The organism is Paenibacillus humicus NBRC 102415 (genome assembly GCF_004000905.1).
GTDB lineage: Bacteria > Bacillota > Bacilli > Paenibacillales > Paenibacillaceae > Paenibacillus_O > Paenibacillus_O humicus.
Genome location: NZ_BIMD01000053.1, coordinates 1 through 26,093, shown reverse-complemented (window position 1 = coordinate 26,093; position 26,093 = coordinate 1). Strand labels below are relative to the sequence as shown.

At 60.6% G+C, this 26,093-nt stretch carries 27 protein-coding genes; 16 read left to right on the top strand and 11 right to left on the bottom strand.

Annotated features, from left to right (window positions below):
* Nucleotides 1–78 precede the first annotated feature (78 nt).
* Nucleotides 79–2,754 carry a glycoside hydrolase family 2 protein gene (locus PHU01S_RS22180; RefSeq protein ID WP_164763158.1) on the top strand — a complete coding sequence of 892 codons (2,676 nt, stop codon included), beginning with the start codon at nt 79–81 and terminating at the stop codon, nt 2,752–2,754.
* On the opposite strand, the gene PHU01S_RS26455 is transcribed toward PHU01S_RS22180, so the two are convergent.
* Complete coding sequence (locus PHU01S_RS26455) at nt 2,732–2,944, bottom strand: hypothetical protein (RefSeq protein WP_127510014.1); 213 nt, start codon at nt 2,942–2,944, stop codon at nt 2,732–2,734. The two genes, PHU01S_RS22180 and PHU01S_RS26455, sit on opposite strands and share 23 nt — an antisense overlap.
* 55 nt (nt 2,945–2,999) lie before the next feature.
* Here PHU01S_RS26455 and PHU01S_RS22170 point away from each other — a divergent pair, with 55 nt between their 5' ends.
* Nucleotides 3,000–3,851, top strand: a complete 852-nt coding sequence (locus PHU01S_RS22170) for an alpha/beta hydrolase (RefSeq protein WP_021879937.1) — start codon at nt 3,000–3,002, stop codon at nt 3,849–3,851.
* A 171-nt stretch (nt 3,852–4,022) separates the two neighbouring features.
* Here the strand turns inward: PHU01S_RS22170 and PHU01S_RS22165 are convergent, their stop codons facing one another.
* On the bottom strand, nt 4,023–4,802 hold the full coding sequence (locus tag PHU01S_RS22165) for an SDR family oxidoreductase (RefSeq protein WP_049869041.1): 780 nt from the start codon (nt 4,800–4,802) through the stop codon (nt 4,023–4,025).
* A gap of 230 nt (nt 4,803–5,032) precedes the next feature.
* Here PHU01S_RS22165 and PHU01S_RS22160 point away from each other — a divergent pair, with 230 nt between their 5' ends.
* Both PHU01S_RS22160 and PHU01S_RS26745 read left to right on the top strand, forming a co-directional pair.
* Nucleotides 5,033–6,280, top strand: a complete 1,248-nt coding sequence (locus PHU01S_RS22160) for a glycosyltransferase family 2 protein (RefSeq protein WP_127510012.1) — start codon at nt 5,033–5,035, stop codon at nt 6,278–6,280.
* On the top strand, nt 6,277–7,986 hold the full coding sequence (locus tag PHU01S_RS26745; RefSeq protein WP_246029307.1) for a glycosyltransferase family 2 protein: 1,710 nt from the start codon (nt 6,277–6,279) through the stop codon (nt 7,984–7,986). Before PHU01S_RS22160 ends, PHU01S_RS26745 begins: the two co-directional genes overlap by 4 nt.
* A 190-nt stretch (nt 7,987–8,176) precedes the next feature.
* Here PHU01S_RS26745 and PHU01S_RS22150 read toward each other — a convergent pair whose 3' ends face one another.
* The 5 genes from PHU01S_RS22150 to PHU01S_RS22130 all read right to left on the bottom strand — a co-directional run bounded on the left by PHU01S_RS22150 (nt 8,177) and on the right by PHU01S_RS22130 (nt 12,712).
* The gene (locus tag PHU01S_RS22150) at nt 8,177–8,845 is read right to left on the bottom strand and encodes a class I SAM-dependent methyltransferase (protein WP_127510010.1); all 669 of its coding nucleotides are present in this window, start codon (nt 8,843–8,845) and stop codon (nt 8,177–8,179) included.
* A gap of 136 nt (nt 8,846–8,981) precedes the next feature.
* On the bottom strand, nt 8,982–9,731 hold the full coding sequence (locus tag PHU01S_RS22145; RefSeq protein ID WP_127510008.1) for a class I SAM-dependent methyltransferase: 750 nt from the start codon (nt 9,729–9,731) through the stop codon (nt 8,982–8,984).
* A 186-nt stretch (nt 9,732–9,917) separates the two neighbouring features.
* On the bottom strand, nt 9,918–10,511 hold the full coding sequence (locus tag PHU01S_RS22140) for a hypothetical protein (RefSeq protein WP_048745030.1): 594 nt from the start codon (nt 10,509–10,511) through the stop codon (nt 9,918–9,920).
* A gap of 78 nt (nt 10,512–10,589) precedes the next feature.
* Nucleotides 10,590–12,020 (bottom strand): sensor histidine kinase, encoded by a 1,431-nt coding sequence (locus PHU01S_RS22135; protein ID WP_127510006.1) that lies wholly within the window; start codon nt 12,018–12,020, stop codon nt 10,590–10,592.
* Nucleotides 12,017–12,712 carry a response regulator transcription factor gene (locus PHU01S_RS22130; RefSeq protein ID WP_198156197.1) on the bottom strand — a complete coding sequence of 232 codons (696 nt, stop codon included), beginning with the start codon at nt 12,710–12,712 and terminating at the stop codon, nt 12,017–12,019. The genes PHU01S_RS22135 and PHU01S_RS22130 overlap by 4 nt, the downstream gene beginning before the upstream one ends.
* A 184-nt stretch (nt 12,713–12,896) precedes the next feature.
* Between PHU01S_RS22130 and gpmA the strand changes: the two genes are divergently transcribed.
* On the top strand, nt 12,897–13,646 hold the full coding sequence (gene gpmA / locus PHU01S_RS22125) for a 2,3-diphosphoglycerate-dependent phosphoglycerate mutase (protein WP_048745032.1): 750 nt from the start codon (nt 12,897–12,899) through the stop codon (nt 13,644–13,646).
* 137 nt (nt 13,647–13,783) lie between these two features.
* Here the strand turns inward: gpmA and PHU01S_RS22120 are convergent, their stop codons facing one another.
* A complete protein-coding gene (locus PHU01S_RS22120; RefSeq protein ID WP_127510004.1) occupies nt 13,784–14,710 on the bottom strand; it encodes a phosphotransferase family protein in 927 nt (308 codons plus the stop codon).
* A gap of 254 nt (nt 14,711–14,964) precedes the next feature.
* On the opposite strand from PHU01S_RS22120, the gene PHU01S_RS22115 reads away from it, so the two are divergent.
* Nucleotides 14,965–15,288 carry an ArsR/SmtB family transcription factor gene (locus PHU01S_RS22115; RefSeq protein ID WP_021879949.1) on the top strand — a complete coding sequence of 108 codons (324 nt, stop codon included), beginning with the start codon at nt 14,965–14,967 and terminating at the stop codon, nt 15,286–15,288.
* Between the two features lie 104 nt (nt 15,289–15,392).
* Nucleotides 15,393–16,403, top strand: a complete 1,011-nt coding sequence (locus PHU01S_RS22110; RefSeq protein WP_127510002.1) for an NADP-dependent oxidoreductase — start codon at nt 15,393–15,395, stop codon at nt 16,401–16,403.
* Here the strand turns inward: PHU01S_RS22110 and PHU01S_RS22105 are convergent.
* Together PHU01S_RS22105 and PHU01S_RS22100 are read right to left on the bottom strand one after the other, a co-directional pair.
* The gene (locus tag PHU01S_RS22105) at nt 16,317–16,745 is read right to left on the bottom strand and encodes a GNAT family N-acetyltransferase (RefSeq protein WP_246029306.1); all 429 of its coding nucleotides are present in this window, start codon (nt 16,743–16,745) and stop codon (nt 16,317–16,319) included. The two genes, PHU01S_RS22110 and PHU01S_RS22105, sit on opposite strands and share 87 nt — an antisense overlap.
* A gap of 95 nt (nt 16,746–16,840) precedes the next feature.
* Nucleotides 16,841–17,302, bottom strand: coding sequence for an NUDIX hydrolase (locus PHU01S_RS22100; protein ID WP_269745402.1), 462 nt, complete (start codon nt 17,300–17,302; stop codon nt 16,841–16,843).
* Between the two features lie 17 nt (nt 17,303–17,319).
* On the opposite strand from PHU01S_RS22100, the gene PHU01S_RS26450 reads away from it, so the two are divergent.
* The 8 genes from PHU01S_RS26450 (at nt 17,320) to PHU01S_RS22065 (ending at nt 24,626) form a co-directional block, all read left to right on the top strand.
* Entirely contained in the window at nt 17,320–17,523 is a 204-nt protein-coding gene (locus tag PHU01S_RS26450; RefSeq protein ID WP_218032489.1) for a hypothetical protein, read from the top strand.
* Nucleotides 17,524–17,612: 89 nt separating this feature from the next.
* On the top strand, nt 17,613–18,659 hold the full coding sequence (locus tag PHU01S_RS22095) for an ABC transporter substrate-binding protein (protein ID WP_049869047.1): 1,047 nt from the start codon (nt 17,613–17,615) through the stop codon (nt 18,657–18,659).
* Nucleotides 18,660–18,714: 55 nt separating this feature from the next.
* A complete protein-coding gene (locus PHU01S_RS22090) occupies nt 18,715–19,626 on the top strand; it encodes an ABC transporter permease (protein ID WP_048744443.1) in 912 nt (303 codons plus the stop codon).
* Nucleotides 19,626–20,420, top strand: a complete 795-nt coding sequence (locus PHU01S_RS22085) for an ABC transporter ATP-binding protein (protein WP_048744272.1) — start codon at nt 19,626–19,628, stop codon at nt 20,418–20,420. Before PHU01S_RS22090 ends, PHU01S_RS22085 begins: the two co-directional genes overlap by 1 nt.
* 334 nt (nt 20,421–20,754) lie before the next feature.
* Nucleotides 20,755–21,372 (top strand): HAD family hydrolase, encoded by a 618-nt coding sequence (locus tag PHU01S_RS22080; protein ID WP_157054015.1) that lies wholly within the window; start codon nt 20,755–20,757, stop codon nt 21,370–21,372.
* 218 nt (nt 21,373–21,590) lie between these two features.
* Nucleotides 21,591–22,628, top strand: coding sequence for a glycosyltransferase family 2 protein (locus tag PHU01S_RS22075; protein WP_048744268.1), 1,038 nt, complete (start codon nt 21,591–21,593; stop codon nt 22,626–22,628).
* A gap of 2 nt (nt 22,629–22,630) precedes the next feature.
* Nucleotides 22,631–24,082: a glycan biosynthesis hexose transferase WsfD gene (gene wsfD / locus PHU01S_RS22070; protein ID WP_127509990.1), complete on the top strand. Its 1,452-nt coding sequence runs from the start codon at nt 22,631–22,633 to the stop codon at nt 24,080–24,082.
* A gap of 169 nt (nt 24,083–24,251) precedes the next feature.
* Nucleotides 24,252–24,626: a MerR family transcriptional regulator gene (locus PHU01S_RS22065; RefSeq protein WP_048744264.1), complete on the top strand. Its 375-nt coding sequence runs from the start codon at nt 24,252–24,254 to the stop codon at nt 24,624–24,626.
* A gap of 366 nt (nt 24,627–24,992) precedes the next feature.
* Here the strand turns inward: PHU01S_RS22065 and PHU01S_RS22060 are convergent, their stop codons facing one another.
* Nucleotides 24,993–25,757 (bottom strand): SDR family NAD(P)-dependent oxidoreductase, encoded by a 765-nt coding sequence (locus PHU01S_RS22060; protein WP_127509988.1) that lies wholly within the window; start codon nt 25,755–25,757, stop codon nt 24,993–24,995.
* 31 nt (nt 25,758–25,788) lie between these two features.
* On the opposite strand from PHU01S_RS22060, the gene PHU01S_RS26445 reads away from it, so the two are divergent.
* A partial coding sequence (locus PHU01S_RS26445) for a hypothetical protein (protein ID WP_218032488.1) occupies nt 25,789–26,093 on the top strand: 305 nt, incomplete at its 3' end.

Sequence of the window (26,093 nt, the reverse complement as noted above, 5' to 3'; positions counted from 1 at the left end):
TTGTTGAGAGAAAAGTTTAAGTATGTTAACATTTTGTTGAAAACTGTCTACGAAAAAATTGCAAAGGCGGGGCGCTTAATGGAATTGAAACTGAACGGCATGAAATGGGAGCTGAAGGGCTTTTGGCCCTGGGTTCCGCTCAAGGGGACGAGCATGGAAATCGGCAATGAGCTGCTCGGCGTCACGGAGTGGATTCCGGCGACCGTGCCGGGAGGCGTGCATCAGGATCTGTACCGGGCAGGACTGATCGAGGACCCCTACCGCGATTTGAACAGCACCCATTGCGAGTGGATCGAGAACCGCTGGTGGGTATATCGGGCTTCCTTTGATCGTCCGGCGCTGGAGAGCGAGCAGATCGAGCTGGTATTCAAAGGGCTGGATTATGAAGCCATGATCAGCATGAACGGCGTCTATCTCGGCGAGCACAAGGGCATGTACGAGCCGGCTGTCTTCAACGTGACCGATGCCATCAAGCTGAGGGAAACGGCCGAGCTGCAGATCGTCTTGAAGCATGCTCCGGACGAAATGGGGCAAATCGGCAAAACCTCCGAAACCTTTACGCAAAAAAGCCGCTTCAACTACAAATGGGACTTCTCCACCCGCCTGGTGAATACGGGCATCTGGGACGATGTCGTGCTTCGCGTGCATCAAGCGGCGACGATCGGCGATGTCGCCCTCCATACCGATCTGAGCCGCGGAGAAGGCATCATCCGGCTGTCGGCGGAAGCCGTCCGCCGCGGAGAGCCTGCTGGAACGCTGCGCTGGCAAGTCGAGGTGCAGTCTCCCGAAGAAGGAGGGGCATCGCCTGGACTCGTCGTCGATGAAGCGGTGCAGGGCTCCGAGGGGGCGGCTGTCATCCGCATTCCCGAGCCGGCCGTCTGGTATCCGAACGGATATGGCAGCCAGCCTCTGTACCGGTTATCGATTCGGCTGCTGGACGATACGGGCGTGCTGGACGAGCGCGTGATGAATGCCGGCATCCGCAGTCTCGATTATGTTCCGAACGAGGAGGCTCCGGATGACGCGCTTCCATACACCTTTGTCGTCAATGGCGAGAAAATCTACATCCAGGGAGCCAACCTGACGCCGCTCGACCATCTTTACGGCAATGTCGGACCGGAGAGGTATGAGTGGATTGTACGGCTGGCCAAGGATTGCGGAATGAACATGCTGCGCATTTGGGGCGGCGGCATCATCGAGAAGCCGTATTTGTACGAGCTCTGCGACCGCCACGGCATCCTGATTTGGCAGGAATTCATCCAATCCAGCTCGGGCATCGACAATGAGCCGTCGAAGAAGCCGGCCTTCGTCGAGCTGCTCGGCCGGACGGCCGAGAAGGCGCTGAAATCCCGGCGCAACCATGTGTCGCTGACCGTATGGAGCGGCGGCAACGAGCTCATGAGCGAGCCGAATCGGCCGTCGACCTGCGAGGACTCCAACCTGGCCTATTTGCAGGAGCTGGTCGAGGCGCATGACCCGCAGCGGCTGTTCCTGCCGACCTCCGCGTCGGGGCCGGTCCAGTACATTACGGCGGAGAAGGGCGTGAGCCACGATGTCCACGGCCATTGGAAGTACCAGGGCAATCCCGGACATTACGAGCTGTATGGAGACGTGGACCATCTGTTCCACAGCGAATTCGGGGTGGACGGCATCAGCTCGGCGAAGAGCCTCCGCAAGTTTTTGAGTCCCGCGCACCTGAAGCCGGTCTCGATGCAGGACAACCTCGTCTGGAGGCATCACGGCGAATGGTGGGATACCTTTGACCGCGATACGGAGCTGTTCGGCGCGTTCGCGGACCTGCCAGCCTTCGTGCAGGCGAGCCAGTGGATCCAGTCCGAAGGGCTGCGCTTCATCCTGGAGGCGAACCGGCGCAGAGCTTTCCGCAACAGCGGCAGCATCATCTGGCAGCTCAACGAGCCTTGGCCGAACGCCAGCTGCACCAATCTTGTCGATTATTACATGGAGCCGAAGCTGGCCTATTACGGGGTGCGCAAGGCATTCGAGGGCTCCCATGCTTCGCTGGATTACCGCAGCCTGACCTGGCGCGCGGGCGAGACGTTCTCGGCCGGAGTGTTCGCCCATTTCGCCGGCGGGGGCGGCATGGAGATCGAGGCGCAGGTGCTGGATACGGCCGGACAAGTGCTGGAGGCGAAGTCTTTCGCTGCTTCTTCAGGGGCGGCTTCGCAGACGGATGGCAGCGGGCTGCGACGCAGAGGCTCAGCCGAGGCGGGGCGGCTGGAGTTCGCGGTGCCGGATACCCGCGATGGATTGTTCCTCATCCGGCTTCTCTACGGACCGGAGCGCAAGGATAACGTCTATGTGTTCTCGACGCTGGAGGAGCATCCGTTCCGTCCGGCCCTGGAGCTGAGCGGGGCAAGCCTGGCGGTCGAGCCGCTGACGGGCTGGGAGCATGAGACCGGACCGCTGACGGTCAGGGAGCATGAGACCGGGCTGCTGACGGGCTGGGAGCATGAGCGTGCCGGAGAGGCTGCCTCGGCAATCCGTCCCGTGGTGCGCCGGTACCTCGTGCGCAACGAAGGCGCTTCGGCCGCGCTGCATATCATGCCCGAGGAACGCACAGACCGCTGGTGGACGCTGGCGGACGAGGCCGGCTTCATGCTGCTGCCCGGCGAGAGCCGGGAAGTGTCGGTCGCCTGCGCTCCGCGGGTGAACGATGTGTTCAGCGGATCGCTGGATGCTGGAGGTGACGGAGCGGATCCGCAAGTCGCCTTTACTTGCCTTGGTGAAAAATAGGCATGAAATCGGGATTTGGAGCAGCCTTTCGGGGCTGCTCTTTTCTTCTCCCGAAAGGAAGCGGAAACATCATGCAGGCTTCGGGGACAAGCGCGGTCTGGTTTTCGCGCTCAGCTCGTTTGCCTTGTCCCAGCAGCCATGCCGCATCAGCAGACTTTTGACGCTGCATGTTTTTTTCTTGTTTACTCATTCGGGGTAATAATAGATAAAGGATTTAATTCAAAGGCTTAGGAAGGAGGTTTCCCATGGCCTGCAAGCAGGAGTGGGCATGGAGCAGCGCGGACGGAACGCCGATCCATGGCTTAAGGTGGATTCCCGAGGGGAAGGACCCGGAGGCGGCGATCGGGATCGTGCACGGATTGGGAGAGCACGCAGGCGCATATGCCCATGTGGCGGATTGGTTCACGGACAAAGGATTTGCCGTTTATGCCTTCGATCAGCGCGGACACGGGCTGACTGCCGGCAGGAGAGGGGACTGTCCGGACTACGAGGCGCTGCTGGAGCCGGTCAGACTGATGCTCGGCGATATCGGCTCGCAGCATCGGGGCTTGCCTGTGTTCCTGTTCGGACACAGCATGGGCGGCAACGTCGCCTTGAATTACGCTTTGCGCTTCAAGCCGGATGTCGCGGGCGTCATCGCGTCGGGGCCTTGGCTCAGGCTGGCTGCAGCCCCTCCGCCCGTGCGGCAGCTGCTGGGCCGCCTGCGCAAGCGGCTGCAGCCCGGATACCTTTCCCTTCAAGCGAATGCCCGCGGGACATCCGATCCGGAGATGCAGCTCCTGTACGCGGCGGACCCGCTCCGGCATGGACGAATTACGCTGCGCACGCTGAGCGGGGTCAGGAGCGCCGGGCGCTGGGCGCTGAAGCATGCCCACGAGCTGGAGATTCCGCTGCTGCTCATGCATGGCAGCGCGGATCGGGTCACCTCCTGCCGGGCAAGCCGCATATTTGCAAGCCGTGCGGGGAGCAGCTGCACGTATCGTGAATGGCCGGGCTTTCGGCATGAGCTGCATGCCGAGAGAGAACGCCGGAAGGTGCTGGCTTTCGCGGCGGATTGGATGGACGCCGTCAGGTCGGGAGGAATCTCATCGGATTAGGCGAAGCGACGGCTTTGATCGTCCTAAGCAGCCTAGATTCGGCCTTGCCCTCCAGATGAGCCTTTGCGCCGGGAAATTCCGGCCTAGAGAGCCTGATGCCATGCAGCGAGGGCGAACGGCCGCGAAGTTGAAGAGCGGCAGCCGTTATTATCGGCTGCCGCTCTTTGCATTTTATTTCCCCAGAAACCCGCCCTCGGACCGGATGACCTGGCCGGTAATCCAGCCTGAAGCCTCGCCGGCGAGGAAGGCGATGCCGCGAGCGGCGTCCTCGGGAGTGCCGATGCGGCCCATAGGGAACAGGGGGAGAAGCCGTTCGCGCAGCTCCTCGCCGATCCAGCCGGTGTCGGTCGGCCCGGGATCGAAGCCGTTGACGGTGATGCCGAGCGGAGCAAGCGCGACCGAGAGCGGCTCGATGATGCCGATTACAGCTCCTTTGGCGGCGATATAGGCGAGATTGGCGGGATCAGGCCCTTTGGACACGAGAAAGACGATTCTCCCCTGCGTCTGCGGAGGATGGCCGCTTTCGAGCCGCTTGGCGAATTCCGTGCTGAGCAGGACGGTGCCGCGAACGTTCACGGCATGATGCCGGTCGAGAATGTCGGCGTTCAGCTCGCGGAAGTCCGCGTGCCGCTCGTAGGCCGCATTGTTGACGAGCACCGACGGAGACTGTCCGAAGGCTTCTGCCGCGGCGTCCAGAATGGCTGCCGGCGAAGCCGGATCCGCCAGATCGGCTTCCATGTGCGCAGCCCTCGCCCCGCTCGCCGCCAGCTCGCGGGCGAGCCGGTCCGGCCATCCCGGAGCGGCTCCGTTGCCTTCCTTTTCGTCAAAGGCGCCCCAATGGGTGAAAAACACATCCATGCCTGCTCCGGCCAAAGCCCGGCAAACCGCCGTCCCGATTCCCTCCGGCCTGCTGACGCCCGTGACGAGCGCGATGCTTCCGGTCTCTTTCATAAGATCCGCCCCTTCCTTGAACCCTTCATGCCTTTAATCTACCAACCGTCCCGACGGTTGGCCAGGTAAACCTTCTCTATACCCGAAATGCCCCTCTGCCGGATCTCTTCCACCATCGCGGATGGAGAGGGAGGCTGGCATAACAAAGGCTTGAGCCGAATACCTATGAGGAAGGAGCAGGCCGGACAAGCGGACGAACCGGACGGGACGTGCGCGAAAGGGGGCGGAAGATGAAAACGAGCATTATCATCCTGACGCATAATCAGCTGGAGTACACGGTGAGATGCCTGGCGAGCATCATCTCGCACACGAAAGATTACGAGCTTGTCCTCGTCGACAACGGCTCCACCGACGGCACGCCCGAGATGATTCGGCGATTGGGCTGCAAGGCCGTCTTCAATGCCGTCAACGCCGGTTTCGCCAAAGGCTGCAACCAAGGCTTGGAGCTGGCTGACGGCGAATTCGTGCTGTTTCTCAACAACGACACGGTCGTGACGGAGGGCTGGCTGGAAGCGATGCTGAGGGCGCTGGAGTCCGACCGTACGGCCGGGATGACGGGCCCGGTGTCCAACTATGTGAGCGGGCAGCAGCAGGTGGAAGCGGATTACGGTCCCGGCCTGGAAGGACTCGGGGCCTACGCCGCCGCGCGCTCGGCCGCCTGGCAGGGCAAGATCATCGAGGTGCCCCGGCTGGTAGGCTTCTGCCTGCTGCTGCCTCGCGATCTGGCGCTGGAAATGGGCGGCTTCGATGAGCGCTTCGGTCTGGGCAATTATGAGGACGATGACCTGTGCATGAGAATCCGCAGCCGCGGCTACCGGCTGGTCGTCGCCTGCGATTCGTTCATCCACCACTACGGTCATGTGACGATCAATGCGCTCGAGGATTTCGACCTGACGGCATTGCTCAGCGTGAACCGGGAAATCGCCCGGCGCAAATGGGGCGAAGATCTGATCGACCTGATCTACAAGGTCCAGCCTACGCTGACCTTATGCGTCGGCGCCGGTCCGGATGCCGGGCAGGAGCAGATGGAGCGGACGCTGGACAGCATGGCCGGGCTGGCCGACGAGATCATGCTCGTCCACTACGGAGGCCGGGATAGCCGCGAGTCTGTGCATCGGACCGGCTTGATCCGCAATCTCAAGACGGTCTATGCCGAAGCGGAAGGGGAGCAGGGAGCGGAGGCGAATGGAGTGGCGGCCGGACTGCGCGAAGCCGGGCGCGACTTCATTCTGTGGCTGCGGGCGGGCGAGGAGCTGCAACGGGATGATGCGCTTGCGTTCCGCAGCTTCCGGCGCGGCCTGAGCGCGGACGTTCCGCTTATTTCCTTCTCCTCGCTGGGCTCTTCCCAGCTCGTACGAATGGCTCTATGCACGGACGGCTTGCACTGGGACTCTGCGGCCGGATTCTCGCTGCCCAGCGGCGAATGGCCGCATGAGCTGGACATCCGGGTGGGCGGCAGCGCCTGGGCGAGTCCATGAAGGAGCAGCGCCAAAGCGCTCCCGTCCGTAACGGAGCCGGGATTCGGCTGCTGAAGCCCGGCGTTACCTTCGAGACCAAATGTTATGAGGAGGATTGGCGGGAGCTGCTGCAGACGGACCGTCTGAGGCAGGCGATCGAGCGCCATGAGTTCCCTTTTGACGAGAAGATTCTGTACATCAACAACGTCAGCCGTCCGGAGCTCGTCGAGCGGCATGCGCAGCGCCTGGTGGAGGAAGGCGTCCTGACCTCCTACGCGGTCGTGGAGACATTCAGCGGCGAAGCGCTTGATTTCTTCGGGCTGAGCCGGGAGAGCTTCGAGGGAGGCTACTATTATTCCATCGCGGAGCTCGTCGCCATCTACCGGTGCCGGACGGAATATCTGCTCCACTATTCGGGAGACTCGATGCTGGACGGTGCGCTGCCCTGGATCCCTCCTTCCCTGGAGCGGATGCGCGCCCAGCCCTCCCTTGTATGCGCGTGTCCGGTTCCGAACGGCAACGAGGAGGAGGCGCGGCAGGAGGCGCTGACGGCCGAGAAGGATTTCTACGTCGGGTACGGCTTCTCCGATCAATGCTACTTGATCCGGACGGAGGATTTCCGGGCGCGGATCTACGAGGAGAGCCATCCGGCATCCGCGCGTTATCCCGCTTATGGAGGAGAGCTGTTCGAGAAGCGCGTGGACTCCTGGATGCGGAGCAACGGATATATGCGTCTCGTGTACCGCCATGGCAGCTATACCCACCGGAATATGAGGCGGGATCGGACTTCAGAGGCGGAGAGGGCGGCGGAGCCTGTGCTGGCCTGCTACCGATCGGGCCTAGCGGCGATGGAAGGGCTGGATTACGAGTCGGCCATCGTCTGGTTCCGCCTGTCCTTGGCGGCGGCGGCACGCCTGTGGCAGCAAGGGAGAGAGACGGCGCCGGAGCTGAGATGGCTTCCGCATTTGCAGCTGTCTGTCTGCTACGACCGGCTCGGCCGGAGAGAGGAGGCGTGTGCCAGCAACGAAGCCGCTGCGGTATATGCCCCTTCCGGCCATTCCAGCATCGAGCATAACCGGGCTTATTTCCGCTCTCTGGCGGCGGATTCCGCCATGGCTGCGCATCCTCCGCCGGCAGAAGAGGGGGATGCGGCTGACGAGACGCTGCTTTCCCTGCTGATTCCTTCGCTGCCGGAGAGGCGGGAGCGGCTGGATTCGCTGCTGGAGGCGCTGGAGCTCCAGATTGCGGGCAAGCCGGTCGAACTGATCGTCATGACGGACAACCGGCGGCGGAGCACGGGGGCCAAGCGCAATGCCCTGCTGCAGCAGGCTCAGGGGCGCTATGTCGCTTTTATCGACGACGACGACCGCGTGTCGGAGCATTATGCCGCTGCGCTGCTGGGCGCCATTGCGGGCCGGCCCGAAGCGGACTGCATCGTTTTCGACGTGATGGTCTATGAGGGCGGCAAGCCGCTGCGCTCCTGCCTCTACGGCGTGGAATACGAGCATGGGGTGGACGAAAGCCGCTACTACCGCAAGCCCAACCATCTGATGTGCTACAAGCGCGAGCTTGCCTTGCGGCATCCGTTCCGGGACATCGGCTACGGCGAGGATGACGAATGGGCGGCAAGAGCTTCATTGGACATCGTCCATCAAGCCAGAATCGATGAAGTCCTCTATCATTACGATTGGGTCGCGAAGCCGCGGAGCTGGTATGGCGGCAAATAGGGCTGCGAGGGCGGGGCCGGTACGCCGGCCGAATGGCGAGGAGCGCATACGCGGGCAAGCAGAGCTGCGAGGAGAAACAGGGGGGCGAAGGGCAGCCGGGTTTTCGCGATGCTGCCGTCAACGGGGCGGATATAGGCTAAGGAGGGAAACAGGCTGCCTCGCGGCAGCCTTTTAGACGTGCGGAGCAAGCTTATTCCGTGTCCGCATAGTAACGGTTCAACGATTGCCATTCGGCAAACAGGGAATTGGCCGTAGCGGAAAGCCCTTTGGGAGCGAGAATGCCGAGACCCGCGGAATGCTGGAAGGCTTTCGCCGGATGCTGCCCGGACAGCTCCCTCCACAGCTTCCAGACGCCGAAGTCCGCAATCCTGACCTCCGTGTCATGCAGCAGCACGATGCCGTCCCCGGCCAGCTTCGGCAGCCAGCTTTCGTAGTCGCGGCGAACCGCTTCGTACGTATGGAGGCCGTCGATGTGGAGCAGATCGATGGAACCGTCTGCAAAGGCATCCAGAGCTTCGTCGAACGCTGCCCGGTGCAAGGCCGCTTGCGGGTACAGCGCCGCAGCCCTCGAGACGAGCTGGAAAACCTCGCTGCCGTAGGCTCCGGAATGGAAATCCCCCTCCCAGCTGTCGACCGCATGAAGCCTTGTATCGGGAGATCCGTCTTTGGCTCCCTGGCAGAAGCTGAAAAAGGAAGCTCCGTAATGGGTTCCGAGCTCCACGACGGTGGCGGGCCGTGCGTTGCGGATGAAATCGTAGCCGAAGCGGAGATGGCCTCTCCATGCGGATTCGGACCGGAACAGGGGCGACAGGGCGTCGGTCTCGAAGACCGGGTCGTGGCAGATCCAATCGAGGTTCAAGGGACAGCCTCCTTCAAGCGCGATGACAAGCACTATGGGAAGCTTATGTTCCTGGAGGGGATTTCAGAAGTCGCGCCGCTGTTTCAGGTCGCCAACGGAAGAAAGCAAAAAGCCGCCGCCGGAGCGACGGCCGTGCTTATCGAGAACTCCATTGCCGTTTCTTCGCCGAGATGAGGAAGAACATCGGGCGCCGGACTTCTTCCGCCCAAGCCGGATTCGACTCCAGCATCGCCTCGGTCGGTGTCAGCTCCGACAGCTCCTTGATGTCGAAGCCCCCGCCAATCAAGGCATTCAGGTAAGCGGAGACGGTCCGATGGTACTTGATGACGTCGCTGCCGAGGAAGCGGGAATTCCGCAGCCCTAGCTCGTGATAGCGGTCCAGCGGCCAATGGAGCTTCTCGCCGTCCGGGCCGTAATGCCAGTCCTGCGCCGCCAGCGCCGTAAATACCGGATGCTCGACCGACAGGACGAAATCCCCGCCTGCCGCGAGGGAGCGGCTGATTTTGCGCACGGCGCCGGCAAAGTCCTCCACGTAATGAAGAGCGAGCGAGCTGATGACGACATCGAATTCCCCTTCGGAAAAATCAATGTCCTCAATCGCTGACCGGCGGTATTCGATGGCGGGGTCGTCGGTCATCTCTCTCGCCCGCTGCAGCATATTTTCCGATAAATCCAAGCCTAACACCGACAGGGCGCCATGCTGCCTTGCATAACGGCAATGCCAGCCGAAGCCGCAGCCGAGATCGAGCACCCGCTTGCCTTCCAGATCGGGCAGCATGCCGCGGAGCGTACTCCATTCCCCAGCGGCATCCAGGCCGCCCAAGGAGCGGGGCATCCGGCTGTAGCTGGAGAAGAATTCCTTGTCGTCGTATTTATTCTGCTTCATGCGGGCAACGCCTCCCTGGTTGGTCTCTGCTAAACAGCATAGGCCAAAAGAAAGGGCGATAGCCAGGGGAAAATCGGATATACCCGAGCGATGCCGTTCTTCCCGAGCTGGCGGGACGCTGCCTGCAAGTGAAAAATCCCGCCATAGGCAGATGCCCGGACGGGATCGCAGTAAAGGAAGATGAAGTCAGGCTGCAGGCGCAAGCGCCTTTTCGATCTGCTGATGCAGATCCAGCAGCTTCGTTTTTTGGACGACGACCTGCTGCCGCAGCGTAATGATGGACCGGATCGCTTGTGCGACAGCAGCTTGGTCCTTGCCGGCCTTGGCCGCCTTCAGCTTGGCCTGCTCAGCCTTGATCAGCCCGCGGGTGCCGCTGAGAGAGGCGCGTTCGCCGCGAATATCGGAGCGGACGGCGGCGAGCTGTTCCTTGAAGTGTTTTTTCTCGGCGGCAGTCCGCTTGTTGAGATCGGCATGGATTTGCTTGCGGACCTCTTTGAGCTGGCTGCCCAGCGCGGCGTTCTGCTTGGCGAGAGCGGTCAGCTCGGCTTTGAGCGGCTTGATCTCCGCTTTCCATTCCGCTGCCGTCGCGGAGAGCTTTTTCGCCGGCCCGGTTGCCGGTGCCGTTGTCTTGACAGTGATCGCCGTAGTCGCTGCCTTCGCTGTAGCCTTCGCCGTAGTCGCTGCGTTCGCCGTTGCCGCAGCGGCATGAACCGCTCCGCCGCTTGCCAGTACCGATCCGATGACGAGGGCGGCCATGGCGCCCGACCATTTCTTGTTCATTCCCATCCATCTCCTCTGCTTCTGAGTATGGGGCTCGGGAGGATGCCCGAGCCGCCTTGAACCCAGAATAACGGCCAGTTATGTCATGGATGTGTCATCGGCCGCCGAGGGGAAAACAACCTCGAAGCGGGTACCGTTGCCCTCCGAGGATACCGCCTGAATCGTGCCGCCATGCGCTTCCGTGATATACCGGCTGATCGTAAGTCCAAGACCGGAGCCGGAGCTGCCGCTTCTGCTGCCGTCGGCTTTCATGAACCGGTCCCAGATGCGGGGAAGCATCTCCTCCGGAATCCCTCGACCGTCATCCCGGACGTCGAATCCGATCTGGCTGCCGTCCTGGAAGCCCGACACGGAGATGGCGGTCCCCGCATCGTTATGGCGGATCGCGTTGCCGATCAGGTTCAGGACCACCTGGCGAATCCGCTGCTGATCCCCTCGGAATCGAATCGGCGACGAGTTCTCTCGGACCGTCCAGCCTTGCCAGGATAGCGTCATTCCCGCTTCCTCAGCGGCCGGGGTCAGCTGGAGCACGCATTGCTGAAGCAGCTCCCCGAGATCGAAGGCGGTCATCCGGTAGCGGACGACATGCTCCTCGAACTCCGTCAGCTCGGTCAGGTCGTCGATCAGCTGCTGCAGCCGCCGGGTTTCCGAGAGGGCAAGCCGCGTGAACTCCGACTTCTCCTCCTCGCTCATGATGCCGTCGTCCATGCCTTGCAGAGCGGCCCGTACGGTCGTCAGCGGCGTCCGCAGCTCGTGGGCGAGATCTCCGATGAAGCGCCGCCTGCCGGCCTCCACCCGCCCGAGCTTGTCCGCCATGCCATGGATCGCGCCGGCCAGATCGGCGAGCTCGTCGCGGCCCCGATACTGGGCTCTCGTCTCGAACCGGCCTTCCGCGTAGCTCCGGGCGACCCGGCTCAGCTCCAGCACCGGGCGGGTGAAGGCGCGGGAGACGAGCCAGAGCACGAGGGATACGGGAATTGCGAAAACGAGGGATACAAGCCAGAGAGCCCTCTGCAGCGGACCGACATAACGGACGGCTTCCTTGACCGGGCGGTAAACGAAGCAGGAGGCGGCGACTTCGCCTCCGCTCTGCAGCGGGAAGCCGCGAATCAGCATCGTCGTCCCTTGCTGGCGGGCGTAGACCTTCTTCTCCTGGATCGTGCCGCCCTCCATGACCGTCCGGACCCACTCGCGGACATCGGGCCGGGTGCCGACCTCCTGGATGCCTGCCTTCGAGAAGTTGTACCGCTTGCCTTGGATGCTGATCTGAAGCGAGCCATGCTTCTCGAGCTGCTGCAGCCTCTCGCGGAAGGCGGCAGGCTTCAGGCGGCCTTCCTGCACCTGGTCGAACAGAAGCTGAATGTCCTGGCCGGCGTCGGCGAGCTGCTTCCAGCTCCGCTCATAGGCTTTCTGCTGGATGAGCCAGCTGGTCGCCGCCGTCAGGCTCGCGATGATGAGGATTCCGATGAGCAGATAGGACAGCATCCATTTCCATACCAGCGATCTCATGTTTCGTCCGTCCGGTCGAGCTTGTAGCCGACGCCCCAGACGGTCGAGATCGACCAGCCTTGCGCCGGCTGCAGCCTCCGCCTAAGCCTCTGCACATACAAGTCCACGACCCGGTCGTCGCCTTCGAAATCCCAGCCCCATATCCGCTCGATCAGCTCGCTGCGGCTGCACACGAGCCCGGGATGGCGGATCAGCTCCTGCAGCAGGTCGAATTCCCGCCGGGGAAGGTCGATCATGCGGCCCCCGAGCGTCACCGACCGGCGTTCCGCATCCAGGCGCAGATTGCCGGCGCGGCATGCGGCTCCGGATGCCGGCGGCTGTCCGCCGCGGGAGCGCCTGAGCACGGCGTCTACCCGGGCCATCAGCTCGCGGGGGTCGAACGGCTTGACGATGTAATCGTCCGCTCCGAGCTGCAGACCCTCGATCCTCTCCTCCAGCTGGCCGCGGGCGGTCATCATGATGACCGGAATCCGGCTGCCTTCCGCCCGAAGCTTCCGGCATACCTCCCAGCCGTTCAGCTTCGGAAGCATGAGATCGAGCAGGATCAGGGCATATTCTCCGTTCTCCAGCATGTCCAGAGCTGCCATCCCATCTGCCGCCGCCTCCGGTTCATACCCGCTTTTCCTCATGTAGAGAGCGGTAATGCGGACGATGGAAGCATCGTCGTCCACGATAAGAATTCGATCCGTCACGCCGAGTCGGCTCCTCTCCGTAGCAGGGAGTAGTGGTATCTCTATAGAAGACGAATAGGCGGGCGCAAAGTTGTGGCCGGATCGGGATAAATGGCAGGAGGGCTTGCATGCGGGCCAGGTGGGTAAAAATAGACTGGAGAAGAACGCAGGAGTTCCACAACCGAAACGAGGAGTTGACTCAGCCATGATCAAAATCGTGCTAGTCCGCCATGGACAGAGCGAGTATAACGCACAAAACCGCTTTACGGGGTGGACGGACGTCGATCTGACCGACAGCGGCAAGGAGGAGGCCCGCCGCGCCGGGGAAATTCTTCGCCAGAACGACTATGTGTTCGATGTCGCTTATACGTCGGTGCTCAAGCGCGCCATCCGGACGCTCTGGATCATCCAGGATGAAATGAGCCTGCTCTGGATTCCGACGGACAAGACGTGGATGCTCAACGAACGGCATTACGGCGCCCTGCAGGGGCTCAACAAGGAGGAGACGGCGCAAAAGTACGGGGAAGAGCAGGTCCATCTATGGCGCAGATCCGTCACCGTCCGGCCGCCGGCGCTGGATAAGGACGACGAGCGTTATGAGGGAAGGGATCCCCGCTACAAGGATATCAAGGACCGGGTGCCGGTGACGGAAAATCTGGACGATACGGAGCAGAGGGTGCTGGATTACTGGAGAGAGAAGGTCGAGCCTTCGCTCCATGAGAACCGGCGGGTGCTGATCGTCGCTCATGGCAACACGATTCGGGCGCTGGTCCGCTATCTGGACGACATTCCGGGGGACGGCATCGCCACTCTGAATATTCCGACCGGAACGCCGCTCGTCTACGAGCTCGGGGATGACCTGAAGCCGGTCCGTCATTATTACCTGGAGGAAAACAAAGAAAAGACCGATGTCAAGGAAGCGGCTCAAGGCGCTCCCGACGTCCGGTCGGAATAGCGGCGCAGGCATTCGCTGCAATCGCCGTCTTGGACGTAGCCGTCCGGATTTCGTCATTGAAGCCGGACGGCTGTTTCGCTTTCTTCTTCCGGCAGCCTTAAGCGGCTGCTCCAGGCCCGTGCCAAGCCGGACGGCGGCTAGGAGTCCAAACGCAGAAGGAAGTCGCGGGTGCCGTTGTAGGCATCGGTCCAGCCCATTTTCGCATAAAAGCGGAGGCCGTCCAGTCCTTTCATATAGTAGGCGCCCAGCAGTCTCTCCTTGAAATCGGGGATCGTCATTCCTGCTTGCTCCTGGTAGTCCTGATAAGCCCGAACGACCCCAAGCGCTGCCATATGCCGGTCGAGAATCGCGAGATCGACCAGATCATCGCCATAGGCGCAGTTGCCGTCAATGATGCCGGTAATGCGGGTGCCGCTCGACAGAATATTCCATTGGTGAAAATCGCCATGAATGAAATGGCGGTGGGGCTCATTGTAAGGCGCGTAGGCCATCAGCCGGCTGTAGCACTCGTCGAAAACGTCCTTTTCCAAGCAGGTGCTGCGGAACAAGCCGTGCCAGTTCTCCCAGAAGGTGCCCGTCTGATCCTCCGCGAACGAAGCAGTCAAGTAGTCCTTCCAGGTCCGGTGCTTTCCATTGCCGTCCGGCCCGATCCACCCGTAGCCGCTCGTAAACCGTATGTCCACTTGATTAAGCCGATTCAAAAGATCGATAAGCTCTGGAAGCTGCCCGGCTTGCTGCTCGGGGGTGCAGGCCGCGAGGCTGTAGCCATCGATCCGTTCCATGATGACGTAGGCCAAGTTTCCATGCTTCCCTTGCCCCAAACATCGGGGATAGGGGATTCCCTGGCCGGACAGCAGCTCCGACAGGAACCGTTCGGTCGCGTAGGCTCCCTCCAGGTCGCTGAACTTGATGACAAGCCCTTTTCCTTCGTGGTTGAAGGAGAAGACGCTGCTCAAGTTGCCGCCATCCATGGGCATAATCTCCGTGGCGATGGAGCCCAGGTGGGCCTTAACCACGTCCTCGACTTCGCTTTCAGCCACGCTTGGCTTGTTATAAGTCGTCATGGTTCGCACTCTCCCCTCGTTTTGGCTCAAGACAATCCGCCTTTCAGCTTTACTATAGACGGTTCGATCTGCGCGTTCGAGGGATAGGATAGGTATAGGCAAATAATCACATGATTTGAACGGGCGGACCGGCGGTCGCCGTGAATGGAACCGCAAGCATAGAGTGAAGCTTCGAGCCCGGTCTTGATTTTATTTGCCGGACGGTTATAATTCAGTTTAAACGATTAAACCAATGAACGGATTGAGGGAGAACGATGAGCGAGCAAACCGGGCATGTCCTGCAGCAGTTCCAAGAATGCATTCCTTTGCTGGATGTGTTGACCGATGCCGGCCGCCAAGCCATTATCTTGCTGCTGGCGCAGCACAAATCGGGACTTAACGTGAATACGATATCCAGCCATATGAATCTGTCCAGACCGGCTGTCTCCCATCATCTGAAGGTGTTGAAGCAGTCCGGCTATATTGAAGCCGAAAAGAAAGGCGTTGAAAATGTTTATGTGCTGACGGTGCGGAAGCCGCTTGAACGGCTCAAGTCGTTGATTGCGGCCGTTGAAGCCGAGTGCAGCGGGTCTCGGTAACGAGCGCCGGCACAGGAAATACAGCAGCAGAGACGATGCTCTTGCTGCTGCTCCGACCAATTGGTTGATTTGTTTAAACATATAAACATTTGAGGAGGATGGAAATGAAGGCTATGATCATTGAAAAGTATGGAAAGAACAGTCCGTTAGTGATGGCGGAACGGCCCATGCCTTCGATTGGCGAGCATGACGTGCTGGTGGAAATTCATGCAGCCAGCTTGAATCCGATCGATTTTAAGATTAAGGAAGGGAAAGTGAAGTTCCTGCTGAAGTACAAGTTTCCACTTGTTTTGGGAAATGATTTCTCCGGAGTCGTCGTCCAGGCAGGCGGGTCGGTGAGCGCATTCAAACCCGGAGACCAGGTCTACGGGAGGCCCCGCAAGAACAGGATCGGGACGCTGGCTGAATATATCGCCGTTCATGAGGATGATCTGTCCCTGATGCCGCAAAATCTAAGCTTTGATGAAGCGGCCTCCATTCCGCTCGTCGGACTTACGGCTTATCAAGCGTTCACCGATATTCTCAAGCTGCGGAAAGGTCAAAAAATCTTGATCCACGCAGGCGCAGGAGGCGTCGGAACCTTCGCGATCCAGCTGGCCAAGGAAATGGGCGCATTTGTCGCCACGACGGCAAGCGATAAAGGCTACGAGCTGGTCAAATCGCTTGGCGCCGATCGGATCGTCAATTACAGGAAAGAAAAGGTTGAAGAGCTGCTAGCCGGGTATGACGCGGTGTTCGACACTTTAGGAGGAGACGCCCTGGAAAAGTCGTTCCGGATCTTGAAGGAAGGCGGGCAGGTTGTCTCCATATCGGGAGTGCCGAACGCCGCCTTCGGAAAAGAACAGCAGCTAGGCTGGATAAAAACGGCCCTATTGGCCCTCGTCAGCCGCCGAATCACCGCGCTTGCGAAAAAAAGCCGGACGAGCTATCGCTACCTGTTCATGAAGCCGAGCGGAGCGCAATTGAGCCTTTTAAAAGAAATGATCGAGAGCGGCCGCATCAAGCCGGTTGTGGACAAAGTGTTTCGGCTAGAGGATGCCGGGCAAGCTCTTCGGTACTTGGAAGGCGGAAGCGCCAAGGGAAAGGTGGTCATCCGGATAAGACCATCGGAATGATTGTTTTCGCCGATCCTCCGTCAGCGCCTGCCGACTTTTCTTAGTCTCGATCACTCCTGCCAATTTTTGATGAAATTCTTTTGGTTTTGTGAATCTGTAGCCGCGTCTCTCATAGAATCGATGAGCTGCTGTCCGGCTTGGATGGGACAGCAGCTTGATGCCCGAAAATCCATGCTCCTGTCCCCATTGCTCCAGATGCCCGATCAGCTTGCCGCCTATTCCTTGGTTTCGTCGGCTTTTTTTGACGACGAAGCCCAGGACGTTGACCAGAGAGCCGGAAAAAAGCAGTTCATACGGACTGCCGTGGATATACCCGACCACCTGGCCGCCTTGTTCGTACACAAAGACGACATCGTTCGTTCTGGCCGCAGCCCATCCGATGAGTGGATCTCCGATTCGATGAAGCTCCCATGCGTGCTCTGTCTGGCATCCTCATTCTATCCTTCCAACCACTGCCTCGGTCCCACCGTATGGAAAAGCTGCGGTCTATTCGGATTCAAGGCATCGTCAATGCGCTTGCAGGTAAAATCGCTGATCGGTCTGGGAAGCTCGTCTCTTGCCCAGTATCGGCATTCCAGAATTTCAGGCGAGCTTGGCTGAGGAGCCGGATGGGAAGGGCCGGTATCCGCCATGAACACAAAATGATGCATATCATGGTTCGGATCGTAATAAATGCCCGTCAACTGCCGGATTCCGACCTTCAGTCCGACTTCTTCAAGCACTTCTCTGGCCGCCGTATCTTCGGCGGACTCCTCGTCTTCGGCTTTTCCGCCCGGCAGCTCCCAATTGTTGTTGCCGTAGCTATGTTTCACTAACAAGACTCTGCCTTCCGAATCTAAAATAACGGCAGCCGCTCCGATCGACTTCGGCAAACGGACCCCTCCTTTACGATTTTCCACTATCTATATAGACACGTATGAATAAAAAAAGATGCGGCCTTTCCGCATTGTCTGCCCGTTCCGGGGAGGAAATTTCAGCCGCTGCGGGTTTTCAACCGGTTGGAAACGAAAAGGAAGAGCATGGCATGGTTTTATTTAAAGGAAAGCCGCTTTTAAGCACTGTCCGTTTCCTGCCTTTATGCGGTCGCGCTTTAATTGACGAAATTTCAGTTCCCCCTTAAACTGGGTACAGAAGCTTTACAAAATGCTCAAAAGAGTGGATGAAAAAACGGTCTGGACAAATTCATGATATGGGAAAAGGGGTCTATTCATGGGAAAAAGAATGTGGGCGTCCGCGCTCCTCGCGGTGGCATTGATGACGGCGGCAGGCTGCGGGGCAAAAAACACGAATGAGGGCGGCTCGGCAAGCCCGGCTCCTTCCGCAGGAGGCGCAGCGGAAGGCAAAACGTATTCCATCGCGATCTCGCAGATCGTGGAGCATCCGTCCCTGGATGCGACGCGCGAAGGCTTCCTCGCCGCCTTGAAGGATGCCGGCATCGTAGAGGGCGACAACCTCAAGGTCGACTTCAACAACGCGCAGGGCGATCAGAGCAACAACCTGTCGATCGCGCAGAAGATCGCCTCCGGCAAAAACGATCTGGTGCTCGCCATCGCCACTCCATCCGCGCAGGCTGTAGCGGAGAAGGTCAAGAACGCGCCGATCCTGTTCGCGGCCGTCACGGATCCGCTCGACGCGAAGCTCGTCACGAGCCTGGACAAGCCGGGCGGCAACATCTCCGGCGCTTCCGACACGAACCCGGATGCGATCGTGCAGCTGATGGACTTCATCGCCTCCGACTTCCCGAAGGTGAAATCCGTCGGCCTCGTCATCAACGAAGGCGAGTCCAACGCGGTCATCATGGCCAAAAACGCCGAGCAGGCGCTCGCCAAGCATGACATCAAGCTGGTGAAAGCCCCGGTATCCAATACATCCGAGGTGAAGCAGGCGGCCGAGTCGCTCGTAGGACGCGCGGACGCGCTCTTCACGACGCTCGACAACACGGTCATCAGCGGCGTCGACACGATCATCCAGGTGGCGAATTCCAAGAAGCTTCCGTTCTTCTCCAGCGACCGTGATACGGTCGAGAAGGGCGCTTTCGCCACAGTCGGCTTCAAATACTACGACCACGGCTATCAGGTCGGACAAATGGCGGCCGAGGTGCTGAAGGACGGCAAGAAGGTAGGGGACATGAAGGTGGGCATGCAGGAGAAGCTCGACCTCATCCTCAATCTCAAGGCCGCAGAGGCCCAGGGCATTGACGTTACCGACGATATGAAGGCCAAAGTGAAAGACCAGGAAACGAACATCATCCAATAGCTAAGAGGTGGCTTCCTTGATCCTATCCCTGAACGGAGCGGTTGCGCTTGGGCTCATGTACGCCCTGATGGCGCTCGGGGTCTACATCACGTATCGCATCCTTGATTTTCCCGATTTGACGGTTGACGGCAGCTTCACGACGGGAGCCGGCATCGCGGCCGTGCTCCTGACGCATGGCTGGTCGCCGTGGATTGCCACGCTTGCCGCCTTCGGGGGCGGAATGGCAGCCGGCGCCTGCACAGGGCTGCTGCATACGAAGGGCAAGGTCAACGGCCTGCTGGCCGGCATCCTCATGATGATCGCCTTGTATTCCATCAATATGAGAATCATGGGCAAGCCGAACGTGTCCATCTCGGGCGAGAACACGCTGCTCGGCAGCATCGCGAGCTCCGGATGGCTGACCTTCGGCGGCGTCTCCTGGTTCTATCCGCTCGTGCTGCTCGTCGTGGCGATTGCCGCCAAGCTCCTTCTGGACGGGTTCCTGCACACGGATCTAGGCCTGGCGCTGCGGGCGACAGGCGACAACAAGCGGATGATCCGCAGCTTCGGCGGCAATACCGACCGTTCCACCGTGCTCGGCGTCAGCCTCTCCAACGGTCTCGTGGCGCTGTCCGGCGCGCTCATCGCGCAGGATGCCAGCTTCGCGGACATCAATATGGGCATCGGCATGATCGTCATCGGCCTCGCTTCCGTCATCATCGGCGAAGCTCTGCTCGGCGCGCGCGGCGTCTTCATGACGACGCTCGCCGTGCTGGTCGGCGCCGTCGTCTACCGGGTCGTCATCGCGCTGGCGCTGCGTTCCGACTTCCTCCACCTGGAGGCGTCCGATCTCAAGCTGATCACGGCGGCGATCGTCATCATCGCGCTCGTCATCCCGACGGTCAACCGGTCGATGAAGCAGAAGCGGCAGGCGCGCAGGCGCACCGCCGAGCTTGCGGCAGGGACTGCCGGAAGGAGGGAAGCCTGATGCTGCATGTGCAATCGGTATCCAAGCTGTTCAACCCCGGCACGCCGGACGAGAAGGTCGCTCTCATGAATATCGACCTGCAGCTGAAGGCGGGAGACTTCGTCACCGTCATCGGCAGCAACGGCGCGGGGAAGTCGACGCTCATGAATATGATCTCCGGCGTCATGAAGCCCGACATCGGACGCATCTCCATCGCCGATGCGGATGTGACGGGAGCGTCCGAATCGAGACGGAGCCGCTGGATCGGCCGCGTCTTCCAGGATCCCATGGCCGGCACCGCGCCGAACATGACGATCGAAGAGAATCTGGCGATGGCCTACAAGCGCGGCAAGCCGCGCGGCCTGGGCTGGTCGGTGTCGGGAGCGAAGCGCGGGCTGTTCCGCCAGGAGCTCAGCCGCCTCGGCATCGGGCTGGAGAACCGGCTGCGCGCCAAGGTCGGCCTGCTGTCCGGCGGCGAGCGCCAGGCGCTCAGCCTCCTGATGGCGACCTTCACCAAGCCCGATATCCTGCTGCTGGACGAGCATACGGCGGCGCTCGATCCGGCGCGGGCGGAGCTGATCACCCGGCTGACGGAAAGCATCGTGCGCGACATGGGCCTTACGACGCTGATGGTCACCCACAACATGGAGCAGGCCATCCGGCTCGGCAACCGGCTCATCATGATGGACAAGGGCCGCATCATTCTCGATATTCCCGAGAGCCGCAAGCAGGGACTCACGGTCCAGGAGCTGCTGCGGGAGTTCGAGGGCATCAGCGGCCAGAAGCTGTCGGACGACCGGCTCATATTGGGCTAGCCTCAGCCGGAGGCCGGGCCGATTCACCGCCGGCGGAGAGCTTGTCCATGCTGCGCTCGGCTAAGGGAGCGTGATGCTGCCTTGCCTGAGGCAGCCAAAGGGAGACCGTCCGCCAATAGAGGCTGTCCCAAAAGCCGAATCGAGATGCTCCCCATACGGCAGACAGGTGAAAAAATAAACTTGTCTACCGTGAGGGGAGCATTTTGCATGTCTAAAAAGCGGCGCAGGGAAAAACTTTGCCCACTCCAAGTCGTGGAGTCGTTGGGGGGACTCCCGGTTTCACGCCGGACATTTGCGATTGGAGAGATAAACCATGATGGATGCCATGCCTTTCATGCCTGATGATAAGCCTCGTTCTGTTCTCCGGCCGCAGCTCGTGCTCGATGCGGGAGGCGTGCTTGTCTCCAATCTTACGCCTTCCATGTGGCAGGAGCTGGCGGAGATAAGCGGCCACGCCTTCGGAGAGCTGAGAGACAGGTACAAGCGCGATATTGCCGGACGGTTATGGACGGGAGAGCATCCGGAAGCGGAATTCTACCGCTGGATCGCCGGATTCGTTCCCGGATGGGCGGAGGCGGATGCGGAAAGGCTGCTGCGTTCCCATTTGCAGCCGCTGCCCGCTTTGGAGAGGCTGCCTGAGCTGGCTCGGCTGGCCGACGTGCATTTGCTGAGCAACCATGTCTCGGGCTGGCTGCGGCCGGTGCTGGAGCCCGCGTCGGAATGGCTCTCCAGCATAACGATCTCCTGCGAGGAAGGGCTGAGCAAGCCCGATCCGGCGCTGCTGGAGCGTTGCGCGGGCAAGCTGGAGCCGGGTGCGCCGGTCCTGTTCGCGGACGACTCGCCCCGCAATGTCGCGGCTGCCGAGGCGTTCGGCTGGCATGCGCTGCTTGCGGACGAGGACGGGCTGTGGGTGGATGCGGCGGCAGAGCGTCTGCGTGCCCTGAGGTTTTGAGCCGGCGCCATAGGTTTTCGCCTACCGTTTAGATCTCTGCGGGATGGGTTTATATGGAAAGGAAAGAGGCTGCACTCCGCCATCTTCCATGGCGGCTGGCGCAGCCTGTTTGCCTGTTATTCCCTCCAGCAGGGACTTTTCCCCGGACATGCGGTATAATTAGGCTAATTTTCGCGGCAGCCCGGGCGGCAGCCGGATGCTTAGGAGTGAGTTTTGCCATGAGAGAACATAGGCCTGTACTGGGCGTCGTCGTGCCCTGTTATAACGAAGAGGAAGTGCTGGAGCTGACCGCGCCTGAGCTGGACGCCATGCTGGAGAGCATGGAGAAGGAAGGCATCATCGCGCCGGGGAGCTTCATCATGTTCGTCAACGACGGCAGCAAGGACGGCACATGGCCGCTGATTGCGGATCTGGCTTCGCGCTGCCGGAGAGTGTCGGGACTCAACCTGGCGGCCAACGTCGGCCACCAGAACGCCCTGCTCGGGGGGCTGATGACAGCGAAGCGCCATGCGGACTGCCTCGTCTCGATCGATGCCGACCTGCAGGACGACGTCCGGGCGATCCGCGACATGGTGCTGCGCTATCTGGAAGGCTGCGAGATCGTCTACGGCGTGCGCAGCAGCCGCCAGCGCGACACCTGGTTCAAGCGCACGACAGCCGAAGGCTTTTACAAGGTCATGGAAGGACTGGGCCTGCGCATCGTGAACAACCACGCCGACTACCGGCTGATGAGCCGCCGCGCGCTGGACGAGCTGGAGAAGTTCACGGAGGTGAACCTGTTCCTGCGCGGCATCGTGCCGATGCTCGGCTTCCAGACCGGCGTCGTGTATTACGAGCGGCTGGAGCGCGCAGCCGGCGAGTCCAAATACCCGCTCAAGAAGATGATCAGCTTCGCCCTGGAGGGAATCACCTCCCTGTCCGTCAAGCCGATCCGCATGGTGACGGCCGCGGGCTTCATCGTGTTCGGCGTCAGCATCGTGATGGGTCTGTACGCGCTGATCTCCAAGATGTTCGGCAACACCGTCTCCGGCTGGGCGTCCCTGATCGTCTCGCTCTGGTTCATCGGCGGCGTGCAGCTGCTGTCGGTCGGCTTGATCGGCGAATACATCGGGAAAATCTACCGGGAAGTCAAAAGGCGGCCGCTCTATATCGTGGAGCGCGAGGTGGAGCCCGCGGTCCGTCCCGCGTCCGCTGACGTCCCGGCGGAGACAAGATCTCAGAGCGGCCCTGACGCTCTGAGCTACCAGGGGGTGTGACCGTGAGAACCCGATTCCGAATCGAATATCTGGCCGCCGCAGGCGCGGCCGGCATCATCATCTGGCTGCTGTTCACCCGTCCCTTCATCGGCATGGCCGATTCGGGGGACTTTTTGCGCGTGCTCATGACGGCTGGACTGGACTACAATCCTGCCGCCACTACATACGAGGACCGTTTCTTCAGCTACGCCAACCAGCACTTCGCCTACGGGAGCCTGAGAGGGGCCTACATCACCTCCCAGCTGATTCCGGTGTTCATCGCGAGGGGCCTTGGATGGCTCTATGATCCTTCCCTGTTCAACATCCGCATCCTGGCGGCGGTGTACGGAGCGCTGCTGGTCGCAGCGGTCTATCTGCTGGTCCGTACAGGCAGAAGATATTCCATGGCTGTTGGCGTCGTCCTCACGGCCGGGCTGCTGTTCGTATTCCTGGACGTTCGTTACCTGGCCTACTTCAATTCCTTCTTCGCCGAGCCGGTGTCGCTGATCTTCCTGCTGCTTACGCTGGGAACGGGTCTCCGGCTGGCCCATCAGGAGGAGCCGGGCCGCTGGACGCTGATTTTCTTTTTCTTCTGCGTGTTCATGCTCGCCTGCGGCAAGCTGCAGAATACGCCGCTAGGCGTCGTGTTCGCCCTCTATGGGCTCCGCTTCCTGCCGCTCCGGTGGGACCGCGCCTGGCGCAAGCTCGTGCTGATCTGCTGCTCCGCGCTGTTCCTGCTGTCGGCACTGCTGTATGTGTTCGCCCCGGACGGGCTCAAGCATATCAACCTGTATCAGACCGTTTTCTACGGCATTCTGAACAAGTCCCCCGATGTAAAAGGAGATCTCAAGGCTCTCGGCTTGCCGGAGAAGCTGGCGGGCAACGCCGGCTCGAACTATTTCCAGACGGATGTCCCCATCAAGCAGGACGCGCCGGAAATGAGGGCCGACTTCTACGACCGGATGTCCCACGGCAAGGTCATGCTCTACTATGCGACCCATCCGCAGCGGCTGATCGGCCTCATGGAGCGTGCCGCTCATCAGAGCGTGTACCTGAAGCCGGGATACCTCGGCAACTACGAGAAGGCCGAGGGCAAGCCGCCGGGCGCATTCAACGACACCTACAGCGGCTGGAGCCGGTTCAAGGCCGGGCATATGCCGAATTCGCTGCTGTTCATCGTCCTGTTCTACATCGTGTACTACGGCGTATGCGTGATCGAATGGCTTCGCGCGCGCGAGGGCTCGGCCAAAATAACCTCCGAGCTGCTCATGCTCGTCGGCTTCGTCGGCTTCTTCGCTTTCCTGATTCCGATCATGGGCGACGGCCTGGCCGACATCGAGAAGCATCTGTTCCTGTTCAATGCCGCTTACGACATCATGCTGCTGGCCTCCGCAGCCTGGCTGGCGTACCGCATCGCGGTGCTGCTCGGGTTCGGCAGGGACGGCAGGAGAATCAGCTACGGCTCGTACCGGTAACAACAAGCCTTCCGCAGGGATGACCTGGCGGAGGGCTTTTTTGCTTAGGGGACACAGGTGCAAGGCGGCATTGCCGATAAGGACGGCGGACGTTATAGTGAGGAGATAGGAGTTAGAGTCAAGTCGAAGTCAATATTGCGGCGGAGAGCCGATCAACAGGAGGGCAACGATGTATACGATCCATGAAGTGGCCGAAATTTGCGATTTGTCCGCGCACACGCTTCGTTTCTACGATAAAGAAGGGCTGCTTCCGTTCGTGGGAAGGAACAAGTCGGGAAACCGGGTATTTACGGAACAGAATCTCGAAATGGTGAAGCTGATCTGCTGCCTGAAAAACACCGGCATGCCGATCAAGGAAATCAAGTCGTACATGGATATGTTCATGGAGGGCCCCGGCACGATGGAGACGAGAAAGGAAATGATGATCGCCCACGGCAAGGAAGTGCAGAGGCAGATCGCGGAGCTGAAAAAGAACTTGAACATCATCAACCTCAAGGTCGCCTTCTACGATTCCAATAAGGACGGTTCTCCGGCCAGCCATTGAGAGCGGCCGGGGCGAAAGATGCCGGAGGCGGGGAGAGGCGGCGGCCAGGCATTGAGAGCGGCCGCGCCGAACGAGGCGGAGGCGCGAAGGCGGGGAGAGGCAGAGGTCCGTCATTGAGAGCGGCCGCGAAAGATGCCAAAGCGCGGAGGCGGGGAGAGGCAGCGGCCAGCCATTGAGAACGGCCGCGGCCAAAGATGCCGAAGCGCGAAGGCAGGGAAAGCAGCGGCTGAGCACCGAATATCCATTCAAGCGGATGGCGTGGACGATAGACGATACCGGACCGATGCCCGAACAGCCGAGCCTCGGCAAGGGCAACAAAAAAACCGCCGAAGCGGTTTTTTTTGGCTGTATGGATCCTGCAGCGACTTAGAGCATCATGCCGCCGGAAGCTTCAATCCGCTGTCCGTTCACCCAGCCCAATGCCGGGGAGCACAGAGCCGCGACGACTCCGCCGATATCGTCGGCTTCGCCGGGGCGGCCAAGCGCTGTCACAGAGCCGATGAGGTTCTGCGCAGCCTTGTCCTCCCGCAGCGAGCCGCCTCCGAAGTCCGTCATGATCGCGCCTGGAGCGAGCGTGTTGACGCGAATGCCCCTTTTGCCGAATTCCTTGGCCATGTAGCGGGTCAGCACTTCGACAGCGCCTTTCATCGCCGCATAGGCGGCACTGCCTTCAAAGGTGAAGCGGGCCAGTCCCGAGGAGACGTTGATGATGCCCCCGTTGTCCGCGAGAAGGGGGAGCATCGCCTGGGTCAGGAAGAAGACTCCCTTGAAGTGGACGTTCACGAGGCCGTCGAACTGTTCCTCGGTCGTGTCGGCAATGGATGCCTTCAAGCCGAAGCCGGCGTTGTTGACGAGGAAGTCGATCGTCGTCCGCTCCCACTTGGCAGCGAGAACGGCCTTCAGCTGTTCCGCGAAAGCCGGGAACGAGGACACGTCGCCCGCATCTAGCCTCAGCGCGGCCGCCTTGCGTCCCATGGCCTCCAGTCCGGCCGCAGTCTGCTCCGCAATCTCTTTCTGACTATTATAGGTCAGGATGACATCCACTCCGGCCCGGGCGAGCGCCTCGGCCGCGTTTCTGCCGAGTCCCCGGCTGCCTCCCGTGATGAGGGCGATCTTCGCTGTTTCCGTCATATCCATCTCTCCTCTGATCAAGTTGCCGGCCATGCTCATCCGGCTTGCCTTCATCCTAGTCCTTCGAGTTGTATCGAAGTCAACCCTCCCTATAAAAATATTGGAACACACCAGCCTCGGACAGGCCTCCGGCTCCGTTGAATGCAAAAAAAACAGCGCCATGCGGCTCTTGCGGCCAGGCGCTGCCCTAGGCAGGAAGAAGAATAAGCCGAAAAAGTCGGCTTATTCCGCGAGTGAACGGCCCGCAGGCGGGAATAAGCCGAAAAAATCGGCTTATTCTGCGAGTGAACGGCCCGCAGGCGAGATTAAGCCGAAAAAATCGGCTTATTCCGCCAG